The sequence below is a fragment of the Pseudomonas sp. BN515 genome (assembly GCF_029873155.1).
GTDB lineage: Bacteria > Pseudomonadota > Gammaproteobacteria > Pseudomonadales > Pseudomonadaceae > Metapseudomonas.
The window spans coordinates 94,385-113,224 of record NZ_SSOH01000092.1 but is presented as its reverse complement, the minus strand read 5'-3'; the positions used below and the strand labels follow the sequence as shown (position 1 = coordinate 113,224).

At 66.9% G+C, this 18,840-nt stretch carries 16 protein-coding genes; 4 read left to right on the top strand and 12 right to left on the bottom strand.

The genetic code is table 11. The features are described 5' to 3' along the window. Nucleotides 1-108: 108 nt before the first annotated feature. From E8E91_RS26120 to E8E91_RS26100, 5 genes are all read right to left on the bottom strand, one after another. Nucleotides 109-552: a nuclear transport factor 2 family protein gene (locus E8E91_RS26120; protein ID WP_280379897.1), complete on the bottom strand. Its 444-nt coding sequence runs from the start codon at nucleotides 550-552 to the stop codon at nucleotides 109-111. A gap of 118 nt (nucleotides 553-670) precedes the next feature. Beyond that, the gene (locus E8E91_RS26115; RefSeq protein WP_280380367.1) at nucleotides 671-1,894 is read right to left on the bottom strand and encodes an RNA polymerase sigma factor; all 1,224 of its coding nucleotides are present in this window, start codon (nucleotides 1,892-1,894) and stop codon (nucleotides 671-673) included. Nucleotides 1,895-1,925: 31 nt separating this feature from the next. Beyond that, nucleotides 1,926-2,303: a YciI family protein gene (locus E8E91_RS26110; RefSeq protein WP_280379879.1), complete on the bottom strand. Its 378-nt coding sequence runs from the start codon at nucleotides 2,301-2,303 to the stop codon at nucleotides 1,926-1,928. Nucleotides 2,304-2,522: 219 nt separating this feature from the next. Continuing rightward, complete coding sequence (locus tag E8E91_RS26105) at nucleotides 2,523-3,050, bottom strand: SRPBCC family protein (RefSeq protein WP_280379878.1); 528 nt, start codon at nucleotides 3,048-3,050, stop codon at nucleotides 2,523-2,525. 62 nt (nucleotides 3,051-3,112) lie between these two features. Further along, complete coding sequence (locus tag E8E91_RS26100; protein WP_280379876.1) at nucleotides 3,113-4,003, bottom strand: LysR family transcriptional regulator; 891 nt, start codon at nucleotides 4,001-4,003, stop codon at nucleotides 3,113-3,115. Between the two features lie 103 nt (nucleotides 4,004-4,106). Here E8E91_RS26100 and E8E91_RS26095 point away from each other — a divergent pair, with 103 nt between their 5' ends. Both E8E91_RS26095 and E8E91_RS26090 read left to right on the top strand, forming a co-directional pair. After that, on the top strand, nucleotides 4,107-4,805 hold the full coding sequence (locus tag E8E91_RS26095; RefSeq protein ID WP_280379874.1) for a CTP synthase: 699 nt from the start codon (nucleotides 4,107-4,109) through the stop codon (nucleotides 4,803-4,805). Next, nucleotides 4,802-5,122: an antibiotic biosynthesis monooxygenase gene (locus tag E8E91_RS26090; protein WP_280372332.1), complete on the top strand. Its 321-nt coding sequence runs from the start codon at nucleotides 4,802-4,804 to the stop codon at nucleotides 5,120-5,122. The genes E8E91_RS26095 and E8E91_RS26090 overlap by 4 nt, the downstream gene beginning before the upstream one ends. A 9-nt stretch (nucleotides 5,123-5,131) precedes the next feature. On the opposite strand, the gene E8E91_RS26085 is transcribed toward E8E91_RS26090, so the two are convergent. From E8E91_RS26085 to ptsP, 3 genes are read right to left on the bottom strand one after another with little or no spacing between them, the layout of a single operon-like run. Next, nucleotides 5,132-6,877, bottom strand: coding sequence for a PTS fructose-like transporter subunit IIB (locus E8E91_RS26085; protein ID WP_280379872.1), 1,746 nt, complete (start codon nucleotides 6,875-6,877; stop codon nucleotides 5,132-5,134). Then, nucleotides 6,874-7,830 carry a 1-phosphofructokinase gene (pfkB, locus tag E8E91_RS26080; protein ID WP_280379871.1) on the bottom strand — a complete coding sequence of 319 codons (957 nt, stop codon included), beginning with the start codon at nucleotides 7,828-7,830 and terminating at the stop codon, nucleotides 6,874-6,876. The genes E8E91_RS26085 and pfkB overlap by 4 nt, the downstream gene beginning before the upstream one ends. Then, nucleotides 7,830-10,691 carry a phosphoenolpyruvate--protein phosphotransferase gene (gene ptsP, locus E8E91_RS26075; protein ID WP_280379869.1) on the bottom strand — a complete coding sequence of 954 codons (2,862 nt, stop codon included), beginning with the start codon at nucleotides 10,689-10,691 and terminating at the stop codon, nucleotides 7,830-7,832. Before ptsP ends, pfkB begins: the two co-directional genes overlap by 1 nt. Nucleotides 10,692-10,894: 203 nt before the next feature. Between ptsP and cra the strand changes: the two genes are divergently transcribed. Continuing rightward, a complete protein-coding gene (gene cra, locus E8E91_RS26070; protein WP_280379867.1) occupies nucleotides 10,895-11,875 on the top strand; it encodes a catabolite repressor/activator in 981 nt (326 codons plus the stop codon). Nucleotides 11,876-12,324: 449 nt separating this feature from the next. Here cra and E8E91_RS26065 read toward each other — a convergent pair whose 3' ends face one another. The 4 genes from E8E91_RS26065 to E8E91_RS26050 all read right to left on the bottom strand — a co-directional run bounded on the left by E8E91_RS26065 (nucleotide 12,325) and on the right by E8E91_RS26050 (nucleotide 17,206). Beyond that, nucleotides 12,325-13,101, bottom strand: coding sequence for a glucose 1-dehydrogenase (locus tag E8E91_RS26065; protein WP_280379866.1), 777 nt, complete (start codon nucleotides 13,099-13,101; stop codon nucleotides 12,325-12,327). Between the two features lie 70 nt (nucleotides 13,102-13,171). Beyond that, nucleotides 13,172-14,122 carry a transcriptional regulator FeaR gene (feaR, locus tag E8E91_RS26060; RefSeq protein WP_280379864.1) on the bottom strand — a complete coding sequence of 317 codons (951 nt, stop codon included), beginning with the start codon at nucleotides 14,120-14,122 and terminating at the stop codon, nucleotides 13,172-13,174. Nucleotides 14,123-14,271: 149 nt separating this feature from the next. Continuing rightward, on the bottom strand, nucleotides 14,272-15,681 hold the full coding sequence (locus tag E8E91_RS26055; RefSeq protein WP_190830397.1) for an APC family permease: 1,410 nt from the start codon (nucleotides 15,679-15,681) through the stop codon (nucleotides 14,272-14,274). Between the two features lie 37 nt (nucleotides 15,682-15,718). Continuing rightward, nucleotides 15,719-17,206: an aldehyde dehydrogenase family protein gene (locus E8E91_RS26050; protein ID WP_280379862.1), complete on the bottom strand. Its 1,488-nt coding sequence runs from the start codon at nucleotides 17,204-17,206 to the stop codon at nucleotides 15,719-15,721. A 240-nt stretch (nucleotides 17,207-17,446) separates the two neighbouring features. On the opposite strand from E8E91_RS26050, the gene E8E91_RS26045 reads away from it, so the two are divergent. Continuing rightward, nucleotides 17,447-18,790, top strand: a complete 1,344-nt coding sequence (locus tag E8E91_RS26045) for an aspartate aminotransferase family protein (RefSeq protein WP_280379860.1) — start codon at nucleotides 17,447-17,449, stop codon at nucleotides 18,788-18,790. Nucleotides 18,791-18,840: the final 50 nt, after the last annotated feature.

Sequence of the window (18,840 nt, the reverse complement as noted above, 5' to 3'; positions counted from 1 at the left end):
GTTCTTGCTCGCGAAAGATCGTGCACGGACTGTTCGCGAGCAAGCTCGCTCCTACGTGTCCCGGTCCGTGGCTGAAGCCCACCCTACGGGCCGCAAACGCGTCCGAGGTCAGGGCTGGAGATCGAACAGCGCATTGCCGCTTTCCATATCGAAGGGCGCGGAGAAGTGCTCGTGAACGATCTTCCACGTGCCGCCGCGCTTGACGTAGCCCTGGGTGCCACGCATCCAGCTGGTCTTCACCACGCCGTCCTGCTCGCCGCCGCAACGGATCAGGCAGTGCACGAAGGCCACGCTGGTATCGGCGTGGATAGTCGGCTCGGCGGGTTCGAAAATGCCGTCGCCGGCACACATCTCCATGCAATAACGCCAGTGCTGGCCGTAAGCATCGAGGCCCTTGAACTGCAACTTGAGAATGGCGTCGTAGGCGATCACGTCGTCCGCGTAACAGGCCAGGATTGCGTCCACGTTCTTGGCACGGGCGGCCTTCAGCCATTGGTTGAAGACTTCGTGCACTTCCAGTTCGGTGGTGGCCTTCAAGGTTTCGCTGCTCATGGTACGTCTCCAGGTTTTCGCCAGGGCTGCACCGGCTGCATGCCGGTGGATTCACCTCTGGTCGAGGGCCGTCATCCGGCTTCGACATCCGTTTCGCCACGACCGACGAACGGTGCCGTCACGCCTCCAGTTCACGCAGGCGCTTCTCGATGAAGCGCCGCTCGGGTTCCTGCCGCGCCAACGCCAATGCGCTGCGATAGGCCGCCCGCGCTTCGTCCTTGCGCCCAAGGCGCCGACAGAAGTCGGCCCGGGCGGCATGGGCCAGGTGGTAGTCACGCAATTCGCCGTTTTCCAGCAAGGCATCCACCTCCGCCAGGCCCGCTTCCGGCCCGTCATGCATGGCGACCGCCACGGCGCGATTGAGGGTCACCACCGGCGACGGTACGAGGCGTTGAAGGACGTCGTAGAGGCCGACGATCTGCCCCCAGTCGGTGCTCGCGGCATCCGGTGCCTGGGCATGCACGGCGGAAATGGCGGCCTGCAAGAGGTAGACGCCGACGCGCCGGCTGGCCAGCGCCTGGGTCACCAGGGCGAGGCCTTCGGCGATCTGTGCCCGATCCCACAAGGTGCGGTCCTGCTCGTCCAGCAGGATCAGTTCGCCGTCCGCGTTGGCACGGGCGGTGCGGCGCGAGTCGTGCAACAGCATCAGCGCCAGCAGGCCCATCACTTCCGGGTCCGGCAACAGTTCCAGCAGCAGCCGCGCCAGGCGGATGGCCTCGGCGGAGAGGTCGGTTCGGGTCAGGGAATCCCCGGAGGTGGCCGAGTAGCCTTCGTTGAACACCAGGTAGATGACCCGCAGGACGTTATCCAGCCGCTCCGGCAGTTCGGCCAGGGCCGGCACCTGATAGGGGATGCGCGCATCGCGGATCTTCGCCTTGGCCCGCACGATGCGCTGGGCGATGGTGGACGGCGTGCTGAGGAAGGCGCGGGCGATTTCCTCGGTTTTCAGGTCGCAGACCTCACGCAGGGTCAGCGGCACCTGGGCGTCGGCCGGCAGCGCCGGGTGGCAGCAGGTGAAGATCAGCCGCAGGCGGTCATCCTCCACATCCTCGCCCTCCTCGAAGGCGCTGGCGGCCTCTTCCAGTTCGGCCACCAGGTGACGCTTCGACGCGTCGAAACGGGCGCGCCGGCGCAGGCTGTCGATGGCCTTGAAGCGACCAGCCGACACCAGCCAGGCGCGCGGGTTGGCTGGAATGCCATCCCGCGGCCATTGCTGCACCGCAGCGATGAAGGCGTCGTGCAGGGCTTCCTCGGCCAGGTCGAAATCCCCCAGGAGGCGGATCAGCGTGGCGAGGACACGGCGCGAGTCACTGCGGTAGATCGACTCGACCCGCTGGCGCAGCTCGGCCTCTTCCATCAGGCCCTCCCAGGCATCACGAAGCGACGCCCAGGCTCGGCCGCACTTCGGGTTCGCGTACCGGACGCACTTCGATGCAACCCAGGCGGGCCGGCGGAATCTTCGAGGCGATCTGCAGGGCTTCGTTGAGATCGCGGGCTTCGATCAGGTAGAAGCCGCCGAGTTGTTCCTTGGTTTCCGCGAAGGGCCCGTCGGTCATGGACACCCGCCCGCCCTGGATGCGCAGGGTGGTGGCGGTGCGTACCGATTCCAGGGCATTGGATGCCAGGTAATGGCCGCTGGCGGTGAGCTGCTCGGTGTAGTCCACGCATTCGCCGGCGATGGCCTGGTAGTCGGCATCGGTCAGGGTGGCGAGCTTGGCTTCTTCGATATAGATCAGGCACAGGTATTTCATGATGGGTTCCTCGGGTGGCTGCGGGGTACTGACACCCATTGGTCGTTCGGCCGCGTCGGGAATCGACAAGGCCGGCGGAAAATTCCTTCTTTCATCAGGATTGACCATGCCCTGTGGGCGCGAATTCATTCACGAATGAACTCGCTCCCGCAGGAAAGGGATCAGGATAGCCCCGCTCCGTCACCTTGCCCGTCGAGGGGCCGAGCGGTCCGTTTCAGGCTACTTCTCGGCGGCGGCCTTGAGGTTGTTCAGGCCCTGGTCGAACTTGCTGCCCACCATGTCATCCATGTCGAAGAACACCTGCATAAGCCGGTGGGTGTAGGGCGAAGGCCCGTACATGGCCCAGGTGACCTGGGTGCTGCCGCCGTGGGGCTGGAGGACGAATTCAGCGGTGTTGTGGGCCTCGAAGGGCATCTGGAAGTCCAGCTTGATCTCCACCTTGGATGCCGGCTCGCTGTGGGTGATTTCCATGCGCCCGGTGCCTACCTCGTTGTTGCCCTGCCAGGCATAGGCGGCGCCCACGCCCTCCTTCGGTCCGCTGTAGTTGCGCTTGAGGGCAGGGTCGATCTTTTCCCAGGGTGACCAGGCCGTCCACTGACGGAAGTCGTTGATCAGCGGGAAGACCTTTTCCGGCGGTGCGGCAATGGTGGTCGTACGCTCGATGCGGAAGTGATCCGGGCTGATTGCGGCGTATCCCAGCACGCCGAGTATCGCGACGACGATGATGACGAGGATGGCTTTGACCATGGCGCCCTCCAGGGGCTTGCAGGCAGGTGGACTGGCACTTCGGCAGTGCTGCCAGAACAAGGTTAGCCGCTCTGAGCAGCGGTGCTCGGCAGCCTGATGTGACGCCCCAGCTCTTCGAACAGGGTGGTGACCGAGCGCAACGCGCGGCAGTCCGGACGGGTCAGCAGCCAGAGGGCACTGGTACAGCCGGGCAAGTCTTTTTCCAGCACCTTGAGCCCCGTTTCACCACGCACCAGAAACTCCGGCAGCGCCGCCACACCGAGGCCCGCGCGCACGAGTTGCACCACCGACAGTGTGCTGTTGCAGCGATAGGCCGGTTGCACCTCGGGGTGATGCTGGCGCCGCCAGACCACGCTGGGGTGGTTGGGCAGGAAGTCGTCCGGGGCTATCCAGGCCATTCTCGCCGGGTCGGTTTCAGACGAACGAGCCAGGTAGCTGTCCGCCGCGCAGAGCACGTAGGGCACGGCCCCCAGGCAGCGTCCCACAAGATGGCCCGGCGGCGCGGTGGTCAGGCGCAAGGCGACATCGGCGTCGCGCCGGCTGAGGTTGGCGAAGTCGTTGGAGGTGGTCAGCTCCAGTTCCAGCGCCGGGTAGGCGGGCATGAAGCGCGCCAGGGCAGGCAGCAGCAGGCCATGGAGGACGGCGTCGGTGCAGGTCAGGCGCAGGGTGCCGCTGACGGCCTCGCGGCCCTGCTCCAGTCCCAGGCGCGCGACCTCCAGCGCCCTCTCCGCCAGTTCAGCCTGTTGCGCCAACAGTTGCGCCGCGGCATTGGGCAGATAGCCGGCGCGGCTTTTCTCGAACAGCACACTGCCGAGGGCCTTTTCCAGACGCCGCAGGGATCGGAACACGGTGGAAACGTCCACCTTGAGCAGCTCCGCGGCGCGCGCCAGGGTGCCGCCACGGACCAGCGCCAGCACCAGGGACAGGTCCGAGTGATCGATTTCGTATTGCATCAATGCAATCCCGCCTTGCCCAATCGCCAATATTGATTGCTTCAGCGCAACTATATAGTCCACTGGAACGGGCGCAATCCGCGCCACGCATCGGAGGACAGAGATGAAGCAACTGCGCATCGGCCTGGTTGGCGACAGGGACGACAGCATCACCGCCCACCGCGCCATTCCGCGCGCCCTGGATCTCGCGGCCCAGGCAAGCGGGCGGGCGGTGCAAGGCATCTGGCTGGCGACGGACGGCCTCGGTGAAACCCGCTTCGACGACTTCCACGGCCTCTGGTGCGTCCCCGGCAGCCCCTACCGCGACACCAAAGGCGCCCTGGGTGCCATCACCCATGCGCGGCGCACTGCCCTGCCCTTCCTCGGCACCTGCGGCGGTTTCCAGCACGCGCTGCTGGAATATGCGCGCAACGTGCTTGGCTGGGCCGATGCCGAACACGCCGAAACCGCTCCCGATGCCCAGCGTGCGGTAATCAGCCCCCTGCCCTGCGCCCTGCGGGAAACCCTGGAGCGCATCCAGCTACTCGCCGGCTCGCGCCTGGCCGCGGCCTATGGCGCGCCTGAAGCCTTCGAGGGCTACCACTGCGGATACGGCCTGAATCCGGACTTTCGCGAAGCGCTCACCCAGGGGCCACTGCGGGTCGCGGCCACCGACGCGGCCGGTGCGGTCAGGGCGGTGGAGCTGGAGGACCATCCCTTCTTCCTCGCCACCCTGTTCCAACCGGAACGCGCCGCACTGATCGGCCGCCTGCCGCCGCTGGTCGCTGCCTTCGTCAACGCCTGCCAGGAGCACGGCCAATGATCGCCCGCACGCCCGAGCCGCCCTACTACGCGGTGATCTTCACCTCCCTGCGCAGCGACACCGAGCAGGACTACGCCGCCACCGCCGAACGCATGCTGGAACTGGCGCGGGAGCAACCGGGCTTCCTCGGCGTGGAATCGGCCCGTGGTGCCGACGGGCTGGGGATAACGGTGTCGTACTGGCGCGATGAGGAGTCCATCCGCACCTGGCGCGTCCAGGCCGAGCACCGGGAAGCGCAACGGCGTGGGCGGGCCGAGTGGTACCGGGCATTCCGTACCCGGGTGGCCTATGTCGAGCGCGACTACGGGCTGGAGTGAGGCCCCGGCTCAGGCGGCCCGCTGCGACTCCAGCACCAGCTCCTGCTCACCGCCGCGCTTGAGCGCGGCGTAGATCACCCCGGTCACCAGGCTGCCGGCGACTATCGCCAGCAGATAGAGCAGCGCGTGGTTGATGGCGTTGGGGATCAGCAGCACGAACAGGCCGCCGTGGGGCGCCATCAGCTTGCAGCCGAAGTACATGGACAGTGCGCCGGTCAGGGCACCGCCGGCGATGCTGGCCGGGATCACCCGCAGCGGGTCCTTGGCGGCGAAGGGAATCGCGCCTTCGGAGATGAAGCACAGCCCCAGCACCAGCGCCGCCTTGCCGGCTTCACGTTCGCTCTGGGCGAACTTGCGGCGCATCAGCAGGGTGGCGATGCCCATGCCGATGGGCGGCACCATGCCAGCGGCCATGGTGGCGGCCATCGGCGCGTAGCTCTGGGAGGCCAGCAGGCCCACGGAGAACGCGTAGGCCGCCTTGTTGATGGGACCGCCGAGGTCCACGCACATCATCCCGCCCAGCAGCAGGCCGAGGAGGATGGCGTTGGAGGTGCCCATGTTGTCGAGGAAGTGGGTAAGGCTGGCGAGCATGCCGGCCACCGGCTTGCCCACCACGTAGATCATCACCAGGCCAGTGAACAGGCTGGCAAGCAGCGGGATGATCAGGATCGGCTTCAGCGCCTCGACGCTCTGCGGCAGGTTCAGGTGGCGGTTGATGGCGCGTGCCGAATAACCGGCGAGAAAGCCGGCGACGATGCCGCCGATGAAACCCGCGCCGAGGGCGCTGGCCAGCAGCCCGCCGATCATGCCTGGCGCGAGACCCGGCCGGTCGGCGATGGAATAGGCGATGTAGCCGGCCAGCAGCGGCACCATCAGCTTGAACGCCGCCTCACCGCCGATCTGCATCAGCGCGGCGGCCAGGGTGCCCTCCTCCTTGAATGCCTCGATGCCGAAGACGAAGGACAGGGCGATCAGCAAGCCTCCCGCCACCACCATCGGCAGCATGTAGGAAACCCCAGTGAGCAGGTGCTTGTAGGCGCCCTTGGGTTCAGCCTTGGCCTTGCCGGCCTGGCTGTCGCCGCCGGCCTTCGCCTCCAGCAACTGCCCCTCATCGAGGGCGCGCTGGAGGGTCGCCTCGGCGTGCTTGAGGGCGACGCCGGTGCCGCAGCGGAACACCCGCCTGCCAACGAAGCGGGCGGTGTCCACTTCGATATCGGTGGCCAGCAGCACGACATCGGCAGCAGCGATGGCTTCAGGGCTCAGCGGGTCGCGCGCGCCCACCGAGCCCTGGGTTTCCACCTGCAGGTCCATCCCCAGGCGCTGGGCGGCCTGCTTCAGGGCTTCGGCAGCCATGAAGGTGTGGGCCACGCCCGTTGGGCAGGCGGTGACCGCAACGACGCGCGGCCGGGCAGCTGAAACAACTGTGGGCACAGCTGGCTCAACCTGCTGCACGCGGGCCTCGACGGCGGCGCGCAGGAGGAAGGCTTCGCTGTCGCGCAGGGCCTCGCTTGGACTGGCGATGAACAGCCGCTTGCCGGCGAAGCGCGAGAGGTCCAACGCGCCGCTCTTCACCAGCAGCACCCAGTCGGCGGCCTCCAGCGTGGAGGCGGAGAGCGCGTTCTCCGGATGCTGCGGGTCCACGACTTCGACGCTGGTGCTCCAGCCCAGGCGCTGGGCGGCGGCATCCAGCAGGCGTGCGCAGAGCACGCTGGTGACCATGCCATTGGGGCAGGCGGTGACTATGGCGAGTTTCATCGGGACACCTCTTGTTGTTCTGGTAGCGCCTGGACCGCGACGGCGCCTTCGAGCTGTTGCAGTTGCGCGGCGTCAAGGATGCCGAAGCCCACCTGGGTCACCGCCTGCGCGGCGATAGCGGTGGCGTGGCGCAGAGTGCGCTCGGCCGTCCAGCCGCTGAGCAGGCCATGGACCATGCCGGCCAGCAGGGAATCGCCCGCGCCTACGGTGCTGGCCACGGCCACCCGCGGTGGCTGGGCATGCAGGGCGAGACCGGGGCCGAACCAGTTCACGCCAGCGGCCCCTTGGGAAATGACGATCTGCTCGATCCCTTGCGCCTGGAGCCGGTGGGCCTCTTCGTGCTGGGAGGCAATGTCATGCACAGCCCGGCCACGGAGTTCGCCCAGCTCATCGGTGTTCGGCTTGATCAGCCAGGGCGCGGCGAGCAGGCCAGCGCGCAGCGCCTCGCCGCTGGTGTCCAGCGCCACCTTCAGGCCGAGGCGCTTGAGCCGGGTGATCAGTTCGGCGAGATAGCCCGGCGCAACGCCACGGGGCAGGCTGCCGGCCACCACCGCCAGGTCATGGCCCGGCGCAACACTGTCCAGCCGAGCCATCAGCTCATCCTGGGCAGCGGTATCGATCACCGGGCCGGGGCCGTTGATATCGGTGATGCGCCCATCCGCTTCCGCCAGCTTGATATTGCTGCGGGTTTCGCCCGGCACACGGACGAAGGCATCGGCGAAGCCGCGCCGGGCGAACAGCGTTTCGAAGGCTTCGGCGTTGTCCGCGCCCAGAAAGCCCGAGACGCTGAGGCTGTGGCCAAGGTCGGCCAGCACCTGGGCGACGTTCACGCCCTTGCCGGCGGCATGGCTGACCTGGGCCAGGCTGCGGTTGACCTGGCCTGGCTCCAGGCGGTCGAGGCGCAGGGTCAGGTCCAGGGCGGGGTTCAGGGTAAGGGTGAGGATGCGAGCCATCAGAAGCGCTCCGCCAGTTCGCGCACGGCAGCCGCGCTTTCCAGGGTCAGGGCGTCCTGGGCCAGCTCGCGGGCAGCGCTGAGGCTGAATTCGCGCACCCGTGCCTTGACCTCGGCAATGCCACCGGCAGACAGGCTCAATTCGTCCACCCCCAGGCCCACCAGCAGCGGCACCGCCAGCGGGTCGCCGGCCAGCTCGCCGCAGACACCCACCCATTTGCCCTGGGCATGGGCCGCGCGCACGGTGAGGTCGATCAGCTGCAGCACCGCCGGATGCAGGCCATCGGCCTGGGCGGACAGCGTCGGGTGGCCACGGTCGATGGCCAGGCAGTACTGGGTCAGGTCGTTGGTGCCGATGCTGAAGAAGTCCACTTCGCGGGCCAGTGCGGGGGCGATCAGCGCGGCGGACGGCACCTCGACCATGATCCCCAGCTGCAGGTCCGCCTGGGGAATGTCGCCTGCCACCTTCAACGCCATGTCGCGCGCCTGGCGCCACTCGTCGACCGTGCCGACCATGGGGAACATGATGCGCAGCGGCCGGCCCTGGCTGGCCTGCATCAGCGCGCGCAACTGGGTTTCCATCAGGTGTGGCCGCTGCAGGGTCAGGCGCACGCCGCGTACGCCGAGGAAGGGGTTTTCCTCTTCCACGACCGGCCAGTAGGGCAAGGGTTTGTCGCCGCCGACGTCCAGGGTGCGGGCCACCAGCGGGCGGCCGTCCAGGGCGTCGAACACGCGCCGGTACTCGGTCTCCTGGGTGGCCAGGTCCGGCGCCTGCGGGAGGGCCATGAAGATGAACTCGGTACGCAGCAGGCCCACGCCTTCAGCTCCCTGGGCCACCGCCTTGGCCGCACCCGCGCTGTCGCCCAGGTTGGCGCAGATCTCCACCCGATGGCCGTCACGGGTCAGGGCCGGTTCCAGCTTGTGGGTATCGGCCAGTTGCAGCCGGCGCTGGCGGCTTTCCTGCTCCTGGTGGGCACGTTGCAGTTGCCCTTCATCCGGGCAGACGACCAGGCGGCCACGCTGGCCATCCAGCAGCAGCGGCGTGCGCGGTTCCAGCAGCAGCACGCCGGCCCCGGCCCCCACCAGCGCGGGAATGCCCAGGGCGCGGGCGACGATGGCGCTGTGGGAGGTGGCCCCGCCACGGGCGGTGAGGATGCCGGCGACGCGGTTGCGGTCCAGGCGTGCTACGTCCGAGGGCGCCATTTCGTCCATCACCAGGATGTAGGGTTCGTCCGGTTCGGGAGCCTCTTCCACACCGCAAAGCTGGGCCAGCACACGGCGGCCGATATCCCGCAGGTCGGCGGCGCGCTCGGCCAGCAGGGCATCGTGCAGGCCTTCCTGCTGGGTGGCGGCGCTCTCCACCACGGCCATCCAGGCGGCGGCCGCGCTTTCGCCCTGTTTCAGGCGAGCGTCCACTTCGTCGCCCAGTTCCGGGTCGGCGAGCATTTCCAGGTGGGTGATGAAGATGTCGCGAATGGCTTTGGCCTCGCTGCGCAGCACCAGGCCCTCGATGTCGACGCGCACATGGCCGATGGCCTGTTGCAGGCGCTCACGCTCGAAACCGGGAGACTCGCCACGCAGCGGATAGTCGAATTCCTTGCGCAGGTGGATATGCGCCGGCCCCACCGCGATGCCCGGTGCCGCGGGCACCGCCTGGAGCTGGCTGCCGGCGGCTGGCGCGGTGGGCGGCGGGGTTTCGCACAACTCTTGCGACACAGCCGCATCGGCGGTCGGCAAGGGTTCGACCTCCTCGCCCAACCCCTGCTCGATGGCGGCCTTGAGCGCCGGCAACGCGGCGTCGGCGATGGCCGGCTCGGCGAGCAGTTCGATCACCTGGCCACGACGAACGCCCAGGCCCAGCAGCTTGCTCAGGCTCTTGGCGGACACGGCAGCGACAGCGCTGTCCGCCACCCGCAGACGGATCTCGCCGTCGAAGGACTTGGCCAGTTGCACCAGCTCCTTGGCCGGACGCGCGTGCAGGCCATGGGCATTGGCCAGCACCAGGCGCAGGCTGGGCCAGTCGGGCTGGACCTCGCCCCCGAGGGCTTCGAGCACCGCGCGACGCTGCGTGGCGCGGGCCAGCTCACGGCCCCGGCCTTCGATCAGCAAGGCGCACAGGCGCTCCAGCAGGGCCAGGTGGGCATCGCCCAGGCTGGCCAGGCAGAACAGGCCGTTGAGGGGCTGGTCGAGGTAGCGCAGGGGCTTTTCCGGGGTCAGGTAGGCAAGGCCGGGGCGTTGCACCGCCTGGTCGCTGTGCAGCCACCAGAGGCCATCGCCCAGCGGCAGCGGTTCGCCCTGCAGCAGGGCGGCGGCGAAGCTGCCCCCCACGCATTCGGCACGGCGCAGCAGGCGGCCGCCCTGCAGGACCAGCTCGTCGTAGTCCTCCACCGGTACACCGAGGCCGATCAACTGGTCGTCCAGCGCCAATTCCTGAGGGGCGCTCTGCAGCAGCTTGAGGATGTCATCCGGGGTTTCGGCGCGGCGCAGTTCGCTGCCGAGGTCGGCCTCACCCAGGGCACGGGTGAGGACCTGCAACAGACGCAGGTGTTCGTCGGACCGGGCGGCGATACCGATGGCGAGGTAGACGATCTGCCCGCCGCCCCAGTCCACACCATCAGGGAACTGCATCAGGCGCACGCCGGTGGTGATCACCAGGTCGCGGGTCTGCGGCGTGCCGTGGGGAATGGCAATGCCCTGGCCGAGGAAGGTGCTGCCCTGGGCTTCGCGTGCTTCAAGGCCGACGAGGTAACCCGGCGTTACCAGGCCGTCACCCTCCAGCAGCTCCGCCAGCAGGCGCAACGCGGACGCCTTGTCCGCCGCCACCAGGCCCATGGAAATCTGCCCTGCGGTCAGTTCGAGCATCGCATCACCTCTCCGGGCCTTGCGCCCTTCTTATCGTTGTCACCTGCCATCAGCAGCGTTTCCAATCGTCGTCCCGATTGGCAAAAGCGTAGACAGAACGCTTGCTGAATCGTTTCACTAAACTGAGCAAGCACGTTACTCGATAATCTTCGATTCTTGAAGCCCGCCCGATGAAACACATACGCATAACAGGAGTCGTCAACTTGAAGCTCAGCGATATCGCCCGCCTGGCCGGTGTTTCGGTGACCACCGCCAGCTACGTGATCAACGGCAAGGCCGAGCAGAAACGCATCAGCCCGGCGACCGTGGAGCGCGTACAGGCGGTGGTGGACGAGCATGGTTTCAAGCCCAACCCGCAGGCCGCCGGCCTGCGCAGCCGGCAGACGCGCACCCTGGGCTTCATCCTTCCGGACCTGGAAAACCCCAGCTATGCCCGCCTGGCCAAACTGCTGGAACAGGGCGCCCGGGCGCGGGGCTACCAGTTGCTGATCGCCAGCTCCGACGACGAGCCGGACAGCGAGCGGCAGTTGCTCAAGCTGTTCCGTGCGCGCCGCTGCGACGCGTTGATCGTCGCCAGCTGCCTGCCGCCGGAGGACGACAGCCTGGAACAATTGCTGGACGAAGGCCTGCCGGTGATCGCCGTCGACCGGGTGCGCAATCCGCAACGCTTCTGCACGGTGGTCAGCGATGACCGCCAGGCCAGCCAGCAACTCACCCGCAGCCTGCTGGAACCCAGGCCGCGTCGCGTCGCCCTGCTCGGCGCACGCCCGGACCTCCCCATCAGCGCCGAGCGCAGCGCGGGCTTCCACGACGCCCTGCAAGGACTCGGGTGCGAGGCGCTGGAACTCCAGGGAGAAGAGTTCAGCCGCGAGTGTGGTCGGCGCCTGATGGGCGACCTGCTGCAACGAGGTGAGCTGCCGGATGTGCTGATCACTACCGCCTACGTGCTGCTGGCCGGCGTGCTCGACGTCCTGCGCGAGCATGGCGATTGGCCCCTGCGGATGCGCGTGGGCACCTTCGGCGATACCCAGCTTCTGGACTTCCTGCCCCTGCCGGTGAACTCCATGTACCAGCAGCATGAGCTGATCGCCGAACAGGTGCTGGGGCTGGCCCTGGCAGCGGTGGAACAGGCGCGCTACGAACCCGGCGTGCGCGGTGTGGCGCGCAGGCTCAAGGAGCGCTGAGAGCGCGAAATCACTTGCGAGTTGGGTTGGCACTGAGCAGGCCTGATACCGCCCTCTCCCCCGGCCCCTCTCCCGCAAGCGGGCGAGGGGTGACTCGCGCATGTGAGGCACAAGCAATCCTGAAGCAGCCAGCGGCCTGAAACTGGACAACCGAGGTGGGGCAGCGACTGCGCCCCGTCAGTAGGCCGAGCGGAATCGTTGCAGAGGGGGACGAGCGGCATGGATGCCGCGAGAGGCGTGTGGGGCCATGGATGGCCCCTCTCGCCGTGCCCCCGGCGCAACGATGGAGGGAGGGGAGTTTGGCGAAGCCAAACCCGGATGCAGGGGCAAGCGTTCTTGGTTACTTCTTTGGCGTTTGAAAGAAGTGACTCGCCGGGAGGCGAAACCAGGACCCCATGCCCACTCAACAATGGGCCAGGAGTCCCGATTCGAAGCCCGCACCGAAATCCTCAAACCGACGAGAAACAGTTATCCACAAAGAGGTGCGCGCCACTGACAAAGGACGCTTCGTCCGACGCCAGGAACAGCGCAGCGCGCGCCACTTCCTCCGGCTCGCACAAGCGCCCCTGCTGCGCAGCAATGGCAGCCTCGCTGGCATCCACACCCATCGCCTGCAGTTCCTTCATCTCGCGAATGCCGTGGGCCGTACGGATGAAGCCCGGCGCAACGGCGTTGCAGCGGATGCCACGATCCCGGAACTCGACGGCGATGGCCCTGGCGAACATCTGGCAGGCGCCTTTGGTGGCGTTGTAGACCACCTCGCCGGGCGTGGCGTACTCCGCCGAGATGGACGAGGTGCAGATGATGCTGCCCTTACCCTTGGCCAGCATTTGCGGGAGTACGGCGCGGGTCATCAGGTACATGCTCTTGACGTTGACCGCCATCAGCCAGTCCCACTCGTCCTCCTCCACATCGAGGAAGGGTTTCACGATCAGCGTGCCGGCGTGATTGAACAGCACATCCGCACCACCGAACGCCGCCTCCCCCGCCGCCACCGCCGACCGCACCTGATCGGCGCGGGACACATCGGCCCCCACGCCAATCGCCTCGCCCCCGTCTGCCTTGATCTGCCTGGCCACTTCCATGGCGGCATCGGCGTTGCGGTCGACTATCACCACCCTGGCGCCCTCGGCGGCGAACAGCCGGCTGGCGGCTTCGCCACAACCACCCGCACCGCCGCTGATGATGGCGACCTTGTTGAGCAGGCGCTGACCTTGAACGTGCATGGCGTACACCTCGCGACGATGGGGGCTGTCAAACCAGCCTAGCCCACAACCGCAGCGGTTACGGGCAGCGTCAGCCCGCGAACGCGCTGGCTCGGTAATCCCGCGGCGACTGCTCGAAATGCTTCTTGAAGGTGCGGCTGAAATGCGCCGAATCGGTAAAGCCCCAGCGGAAGGCGATGTCGGTAATGGACTCGTTCCGCAGACGCGGATTGGCCAGGTCGGCGGCGCTGCGCTTCAGGCGGGCGCGCTGGATGAAGCGACAGACGCTGTCGCCCTGGTCCTCGAACAGGCGGTAGAGCTGGCGTACGGAGATGTTCAGTTGCCTGGCCAAGGCCAACGGCGTCAGGCCGGGCTCCGAAAGCGACTGGTCGATCAGTTGCTGGGCCAGGCTGCGCATGCCGGCATTGTGGGAGCCGTCGAGTTCGCTGGTGGTCTGCCCGGCCTGTTGCCGCAAGGTCGGCGCCAGCAGCGCGATAAGCGCTTCCTGAAGCGCATCGCCCTCCTCCAGGCCGGCGCAATGATCCAGTTCGCCGCCACAGATCTGCTCCACCAGGGTGCGCAGGACACGGCCGCTGGCGCAGTGCTGGGAGAGCTTGCCGAACGTCGGCCGCCCTTCTGGCATATGCCGGCATACGTCTTCGCGGGAGAGGTGGAAGGAAGCGTGTTCGATCAGGCCATGGGGGAGAATTTCGCAGGCGCGGGCCGAATCCATGAGGGCCATTTCGCCGGGGCCAAGCTCGACGCTTTCACCGTTCTGGCGCAATTCGGCACGGCCGCTGCGCTGGACGATGAGGAAGCAGTGACGGTCGTCATCCTGGTCGATGGACGTGCGCTGGCGGCTGATCGACCCCGCATTGGTGCGGATCTGCGCCACTTCCAGGCCGGAAAGGTCCTGGCGGGCTATCTCGCCGATGAACAGGCCATGACTGAGTGCCGGGCGCGACTCGAAGCGGCCACAAACGCCTTGCAGGGAACGGAGCCAGGAATCGAAATCGTGGGAGCGGACAGCGTGGGGAACCATCGGACACCTCGGGAGCGGGCTGAAGCCGGCCTTGTCATTATGGCTACATAATTAACATGTTAATCATGTAGCAACAAGCCATCTCCGCCTGAAGGATGCGGGCACAAAAAAGGGCCGCTATGCGACCCTTCTGCCATCCGCAGCAGGACTCAGATGTCCGGCTCGAAGAGCTTACGCTTCATCACCAGCTTGACCCACGCCAGGGCGATCAGGCTCACCACTCCCAGCACGGCACCGGTCAACAGGTAAACCGTTTGCGTCATCTCTGGCGACGGCGAGTTGTTCAGGGCGATGTAGCCCATGCCGAGGATGCCGACGATCTGCGGCAGCGGGTAGAGCTTCGACTTGTAGGGGCGTGGCAGGTCGGGGTGGCGGCGACGCAGAACCATCACGTTGACGTGGGCGATGATGTAGGCCAGTAGCCAACTGGTGGACGCGGCGATCAGCAGGGTGATGATCGAATCCGGCCCCATCAGCAGGAACGGCAGGGCAATGATGATCGCTACGAAAACAATGGCGATCCACGGCGTGCCGAAGCGCTTGTGCAGCACCTTCATCTGCGGGAAGGCCTGGCCGTTCTCAGCCATGCCGCACAGCATGCGCGGCACCGCCGCCAGCACCGTGTTGACGGTGGAGCAGGTGGCGGTCAGCGCCATCACCGTGGCGATGATCACCGCGCCCTTGCCGAATACCGCGAACACATAGTCCAGGTACGGTAGCGGTGAGGTGGTCAGGTCTTCTACCGACAGGTAGCGACTGGCGCCAATGCAGAAGAGCACGAACAGGGTGAAGGTGATGGTCAGCGAGAGCATCATCGAACGCGGGATATTGCGCTCCGGCCGACGCACTTCACCGATCAGCGGGCAGATGAACTCAGCCCCCACCAGCAGCCACATGGCCAGCGCAACCAGACCGATGAAGCTGCCGTCGAGAACGCCTCCCCACCCCCAGTTCACATCCGGCACGAAGTTCGCCGCCGGTGCTTCGGCTAGCCCGCCCACGGCGCTCAGGCCCACTAGCAGCAAGGCAGCCACCATGGCGAAAGTGAAGACGTTCTGCAGCTTGGCGAACACGTCGGTACCGAGGATGTTCAGCACCGCGAGTACGACCAGGATGAACAGCGGCACCAGCGTCGCGGGGAACACGCCGGGGAACAGCTTGTCGAGGATCGCATCCACCAGCAGCAGCTCGGCGGAGAGCCCGAACATCGCCACGATCACGTAACCTGAGAACACGGCGACGATGGCCGGGAAGTGGCCGATGGCTTTCTGCGTGTAGGTCGCCAGGGTCCCTGCCTGGGGAAACATCAGAGACAGCTCGGCGAAACTCTGCACATAGCACTGCGCCAGGATGAAGGCCACGGCGAAGGCAGCGATAAAGCCAAGGCCTCCAAAGCCCAGGCCCTGCAACGCCGACATCATCGCGCCCTGCACCACCACGACACCGATACAAATGGCGATCATGGTGGCGAAACCCAGGGGCTTCTTCGCTGGCCGGACGGACGCGCCGGCCGAAGCCGGGGTCGCCATGTCAAGGCCGTTGGCGGAGGTCTTGTTCATTCTTGTATTCCTCACGGATAGATGCAGGGGACGTCGCTCAGTAGGCGATGCACACGGACTTGTTTTCGGTGAAGGCTTCGATGGCCGCATGGCCCATCTCGCGGCCGATGCCGGACTGTTTGAAACCGCCGAAGGGCATGGACGGGTCCAGCAGGTTGTGGGCGTTGACCCAGACGGTGCCGGCCTTCAGGCGCGGGATCAGGCCCATCACCTGCTTCAGGTCGTTGGACCAGATGCTCGCCGCCAGCCCGTAGGGGGAATCGTTGGCCAGCCGCACCACTTCATCGATCTCGTCGAACGCGGTGGCGACCAGCACCGGGCCGAAGATTTCCTCGCGCACCACCTGCATGTCCGGACGCACATTGGCGATCACCGTCGGCTTGACGAAGAAGCCCTGCTCACCATGCGCCTCGCCACCGCAAATGACGCTGGCGCCCTGGGCCCGGCCGCTGTCGATCATGCCCAGCACCCGGCGCTGCTGTTTGGCGGAAATCAGCGGGTTGATCTGCGCGCTCGGGTCCAGCCCCGGCCCGATGCTGAGTGAACCGGCGATGCCGTGGAGGCGCTCCAGCACCTGGTCGAAGGACTTGCGCTGCACGTAGAGACGCGAACCGGCGGTGCACACCTGCCCCTGGTTGAAGAAGATGGCCCCGGCAGCACCGGCGGCGGCGTTGTCCAGAGCGGTGTCGTCGAGCACGATCACCGGCGACTTGCCACCCAGCTCCAGGGTGAAGCGGGTCATGTTCTCCACCGCCGCATGACCGATCAGCTTGCCCACCGGGGTGGAGCCGGTGAAGGCCAGCTTGTCGATACCCGGATGCGCTGCCAGCGCCGCGCCGGCCTCGGCACCCACGCCAGTGACGATGTTCACCACACCCGGCGGAATACCCGCTTCCAGGCACAGCTGGCCCAGGCGCAGGGCGGTGAGCGGCGTCTCGTCCGCCGGCTTCAGCACCACGGTGCAGCCGCAGGCCAAGGCCGGTACGACCTTCCACAGGGCCATCATCAGCGGGAAGTTCCAGGGCACGATGGCGCCCACGACGCCCACCGGTTCCGGCACCGTGTAGGCGCGGTACTTGCCGCCGGGAATGGCGCCGATGGAGACATCCAGGCTCTTGCCTTCGATCTTGGTGGCCCAGCCGGCCATGTAGCGGGTGTATTCCACACCCGCACCCACTTCGATGGCACGGGACAGATTGATCGACTTGCCGTTGTTCAGGGTTTCCAGTTGCGCCAGCTCTTCGCCATGGACCTCCAGCAGGTCGGCCAGCTTCAACAGCAGGCGCTCACGGTCCGCCGGGCGCTGGGCAGCCCAGCTTCCCTCGAAGGCGCGGCGCGCAGCGGCGACCGCCAGGTCCACGTCGGCCTTGGCGGCCACGGCGACTCGCGCCAGCTCCTCACCCGTGGCCGGGTTGTGCACCGCCATTTCGGCGCCGGACAGCGCGGGACGGGACTGCCCGTCGATCAACAGGCCGTGGCGGGCCTGGACAAAGGCCGCCACACGGGGGTCAAGGGCAATGCTCATCTCGGTTCCTCTTCTCGCACGGCCGCCGCAGCGACCGGGTATCTCGGATAGTCGAGAGGCACTGTGCGCCAAGCCCGGTGAACGATCTTGATCCTGGCTGCCGCCGGACTTGCCAATGGCTGCCAGGCGCGCTGGCAGGAAAAGGCAAGCCCGCTGGCAGGCAGGTGCAAGTAATCGGCGGCGCCTTGAGGCACAAATGGAGCCACGCAGCTTGCATCGCTGCCCTAGAGGAGAATTCACATGACCACGACCACCCGCGACAACGCCTTCTGGCACCCCATGCTGCACCCCAACGAAATGAAGCAGCGCGAGCCCATCCGCATCCTCCGTGGCGAGGGCTGCTTCGTCTTCGATGACAAGGGCAACCGCCTGGTGGATGGCGTGGCGGGGTTGTGGAACGTCAACGTCGGCCACGGCCGCGCGGAGATCAAGGCAGCCATCACCGCCCAGCTGGACGAGCTGGAGTACTTCCAGGTGTTCGACGGCATCAGCCACCCGCGCGCCGAGGAACTGGCCGCGAAGGTGATCGGCATGCTGGAACCCGAAGGCATGCGCCGCGTGGCCTTCAGCTCCGGCGGTTCGGACGCGGTGGAAACCGCCCTCAAGCTGGCCCGCCAGTACTGGAAGCTGCAGGGCCAGGCCGACCGCACCAAGTTCATTTCCCTGCGCCAGGGCTACCACGGCACCCACTTCGGCGGCGCCTCGGTGAACGGCAACACCGTCTTCCGTCGCAACTACGAGCCGCTGCTGCCGGGCTGCTTCCACGTCGACACGCCCTGGCTCTACCGCAACCCCTACAGCCAGGACCCGGAAGAGCTCGGCCAGATCTGCGCCGACCTGCTGGAGCGGGAAATCCAGTTCCAGAGCCCGGACACCGTGGCCGCCTTCATCGCCGAGCCGATCCAGGGCGCCGGTGGCGTGATCGTGCCTCCAGCCAATTACTGGCCGCTGATCCGCAAGGTCTGCGACAAATACGGCGTGCTGCTGATCGCCGATGAGATCGTCACCGGCTTCGGCCGCTCCGGCTCCATGTTCGGCAGCCGCCTGTGGGGCGTGAAGCCCGACATCATGTGCCTGGCCAAGGGCATCTCCTCCGGCTACATCCCCCTCGGTGCCACGGTGGTCAACGAGCGCATCGAGCAGGCCTTCGCCAACAACGGCAACTTCACCGGCGCGATCATGCACGGCTACACCTACTCGGGCCATCCGGTGGCCTGCGCGGCGGGCCTGGCCAACCTGGACATCGTCGAGAAGGAAAACCTGCCGGCCAACGCGGCAAAGCAGGGCGATTACCTGCTCAAAAGCCTGGCCTCCTTCACCGAGCGCTTCGCCGCCGTAGGCGAAGTACGTGGCAAAGGCCTGATGGTGGCCCTGGACCTGGTGACCGACAAAGCAACCCGCGAACCGATCGACCCCATGGGTGGCTACGCCAACCGCGTCGCCGAGATCGCCCGCGCCAACGGCGTGATGGTGCGCCCGGTGGGCACCAAGATCATCCTCTCGCCGCCGCTGGTGATCGAGCAGGAGCAGATCGATACCATCGTCAATGCCCTCGCGATAGGTTTCCAAGAGGCCCATCTGTAACCCTTCGGAGCGCGGCCCATGCCGCGCTCCTCCGTTTTCGGGAGCAGCGC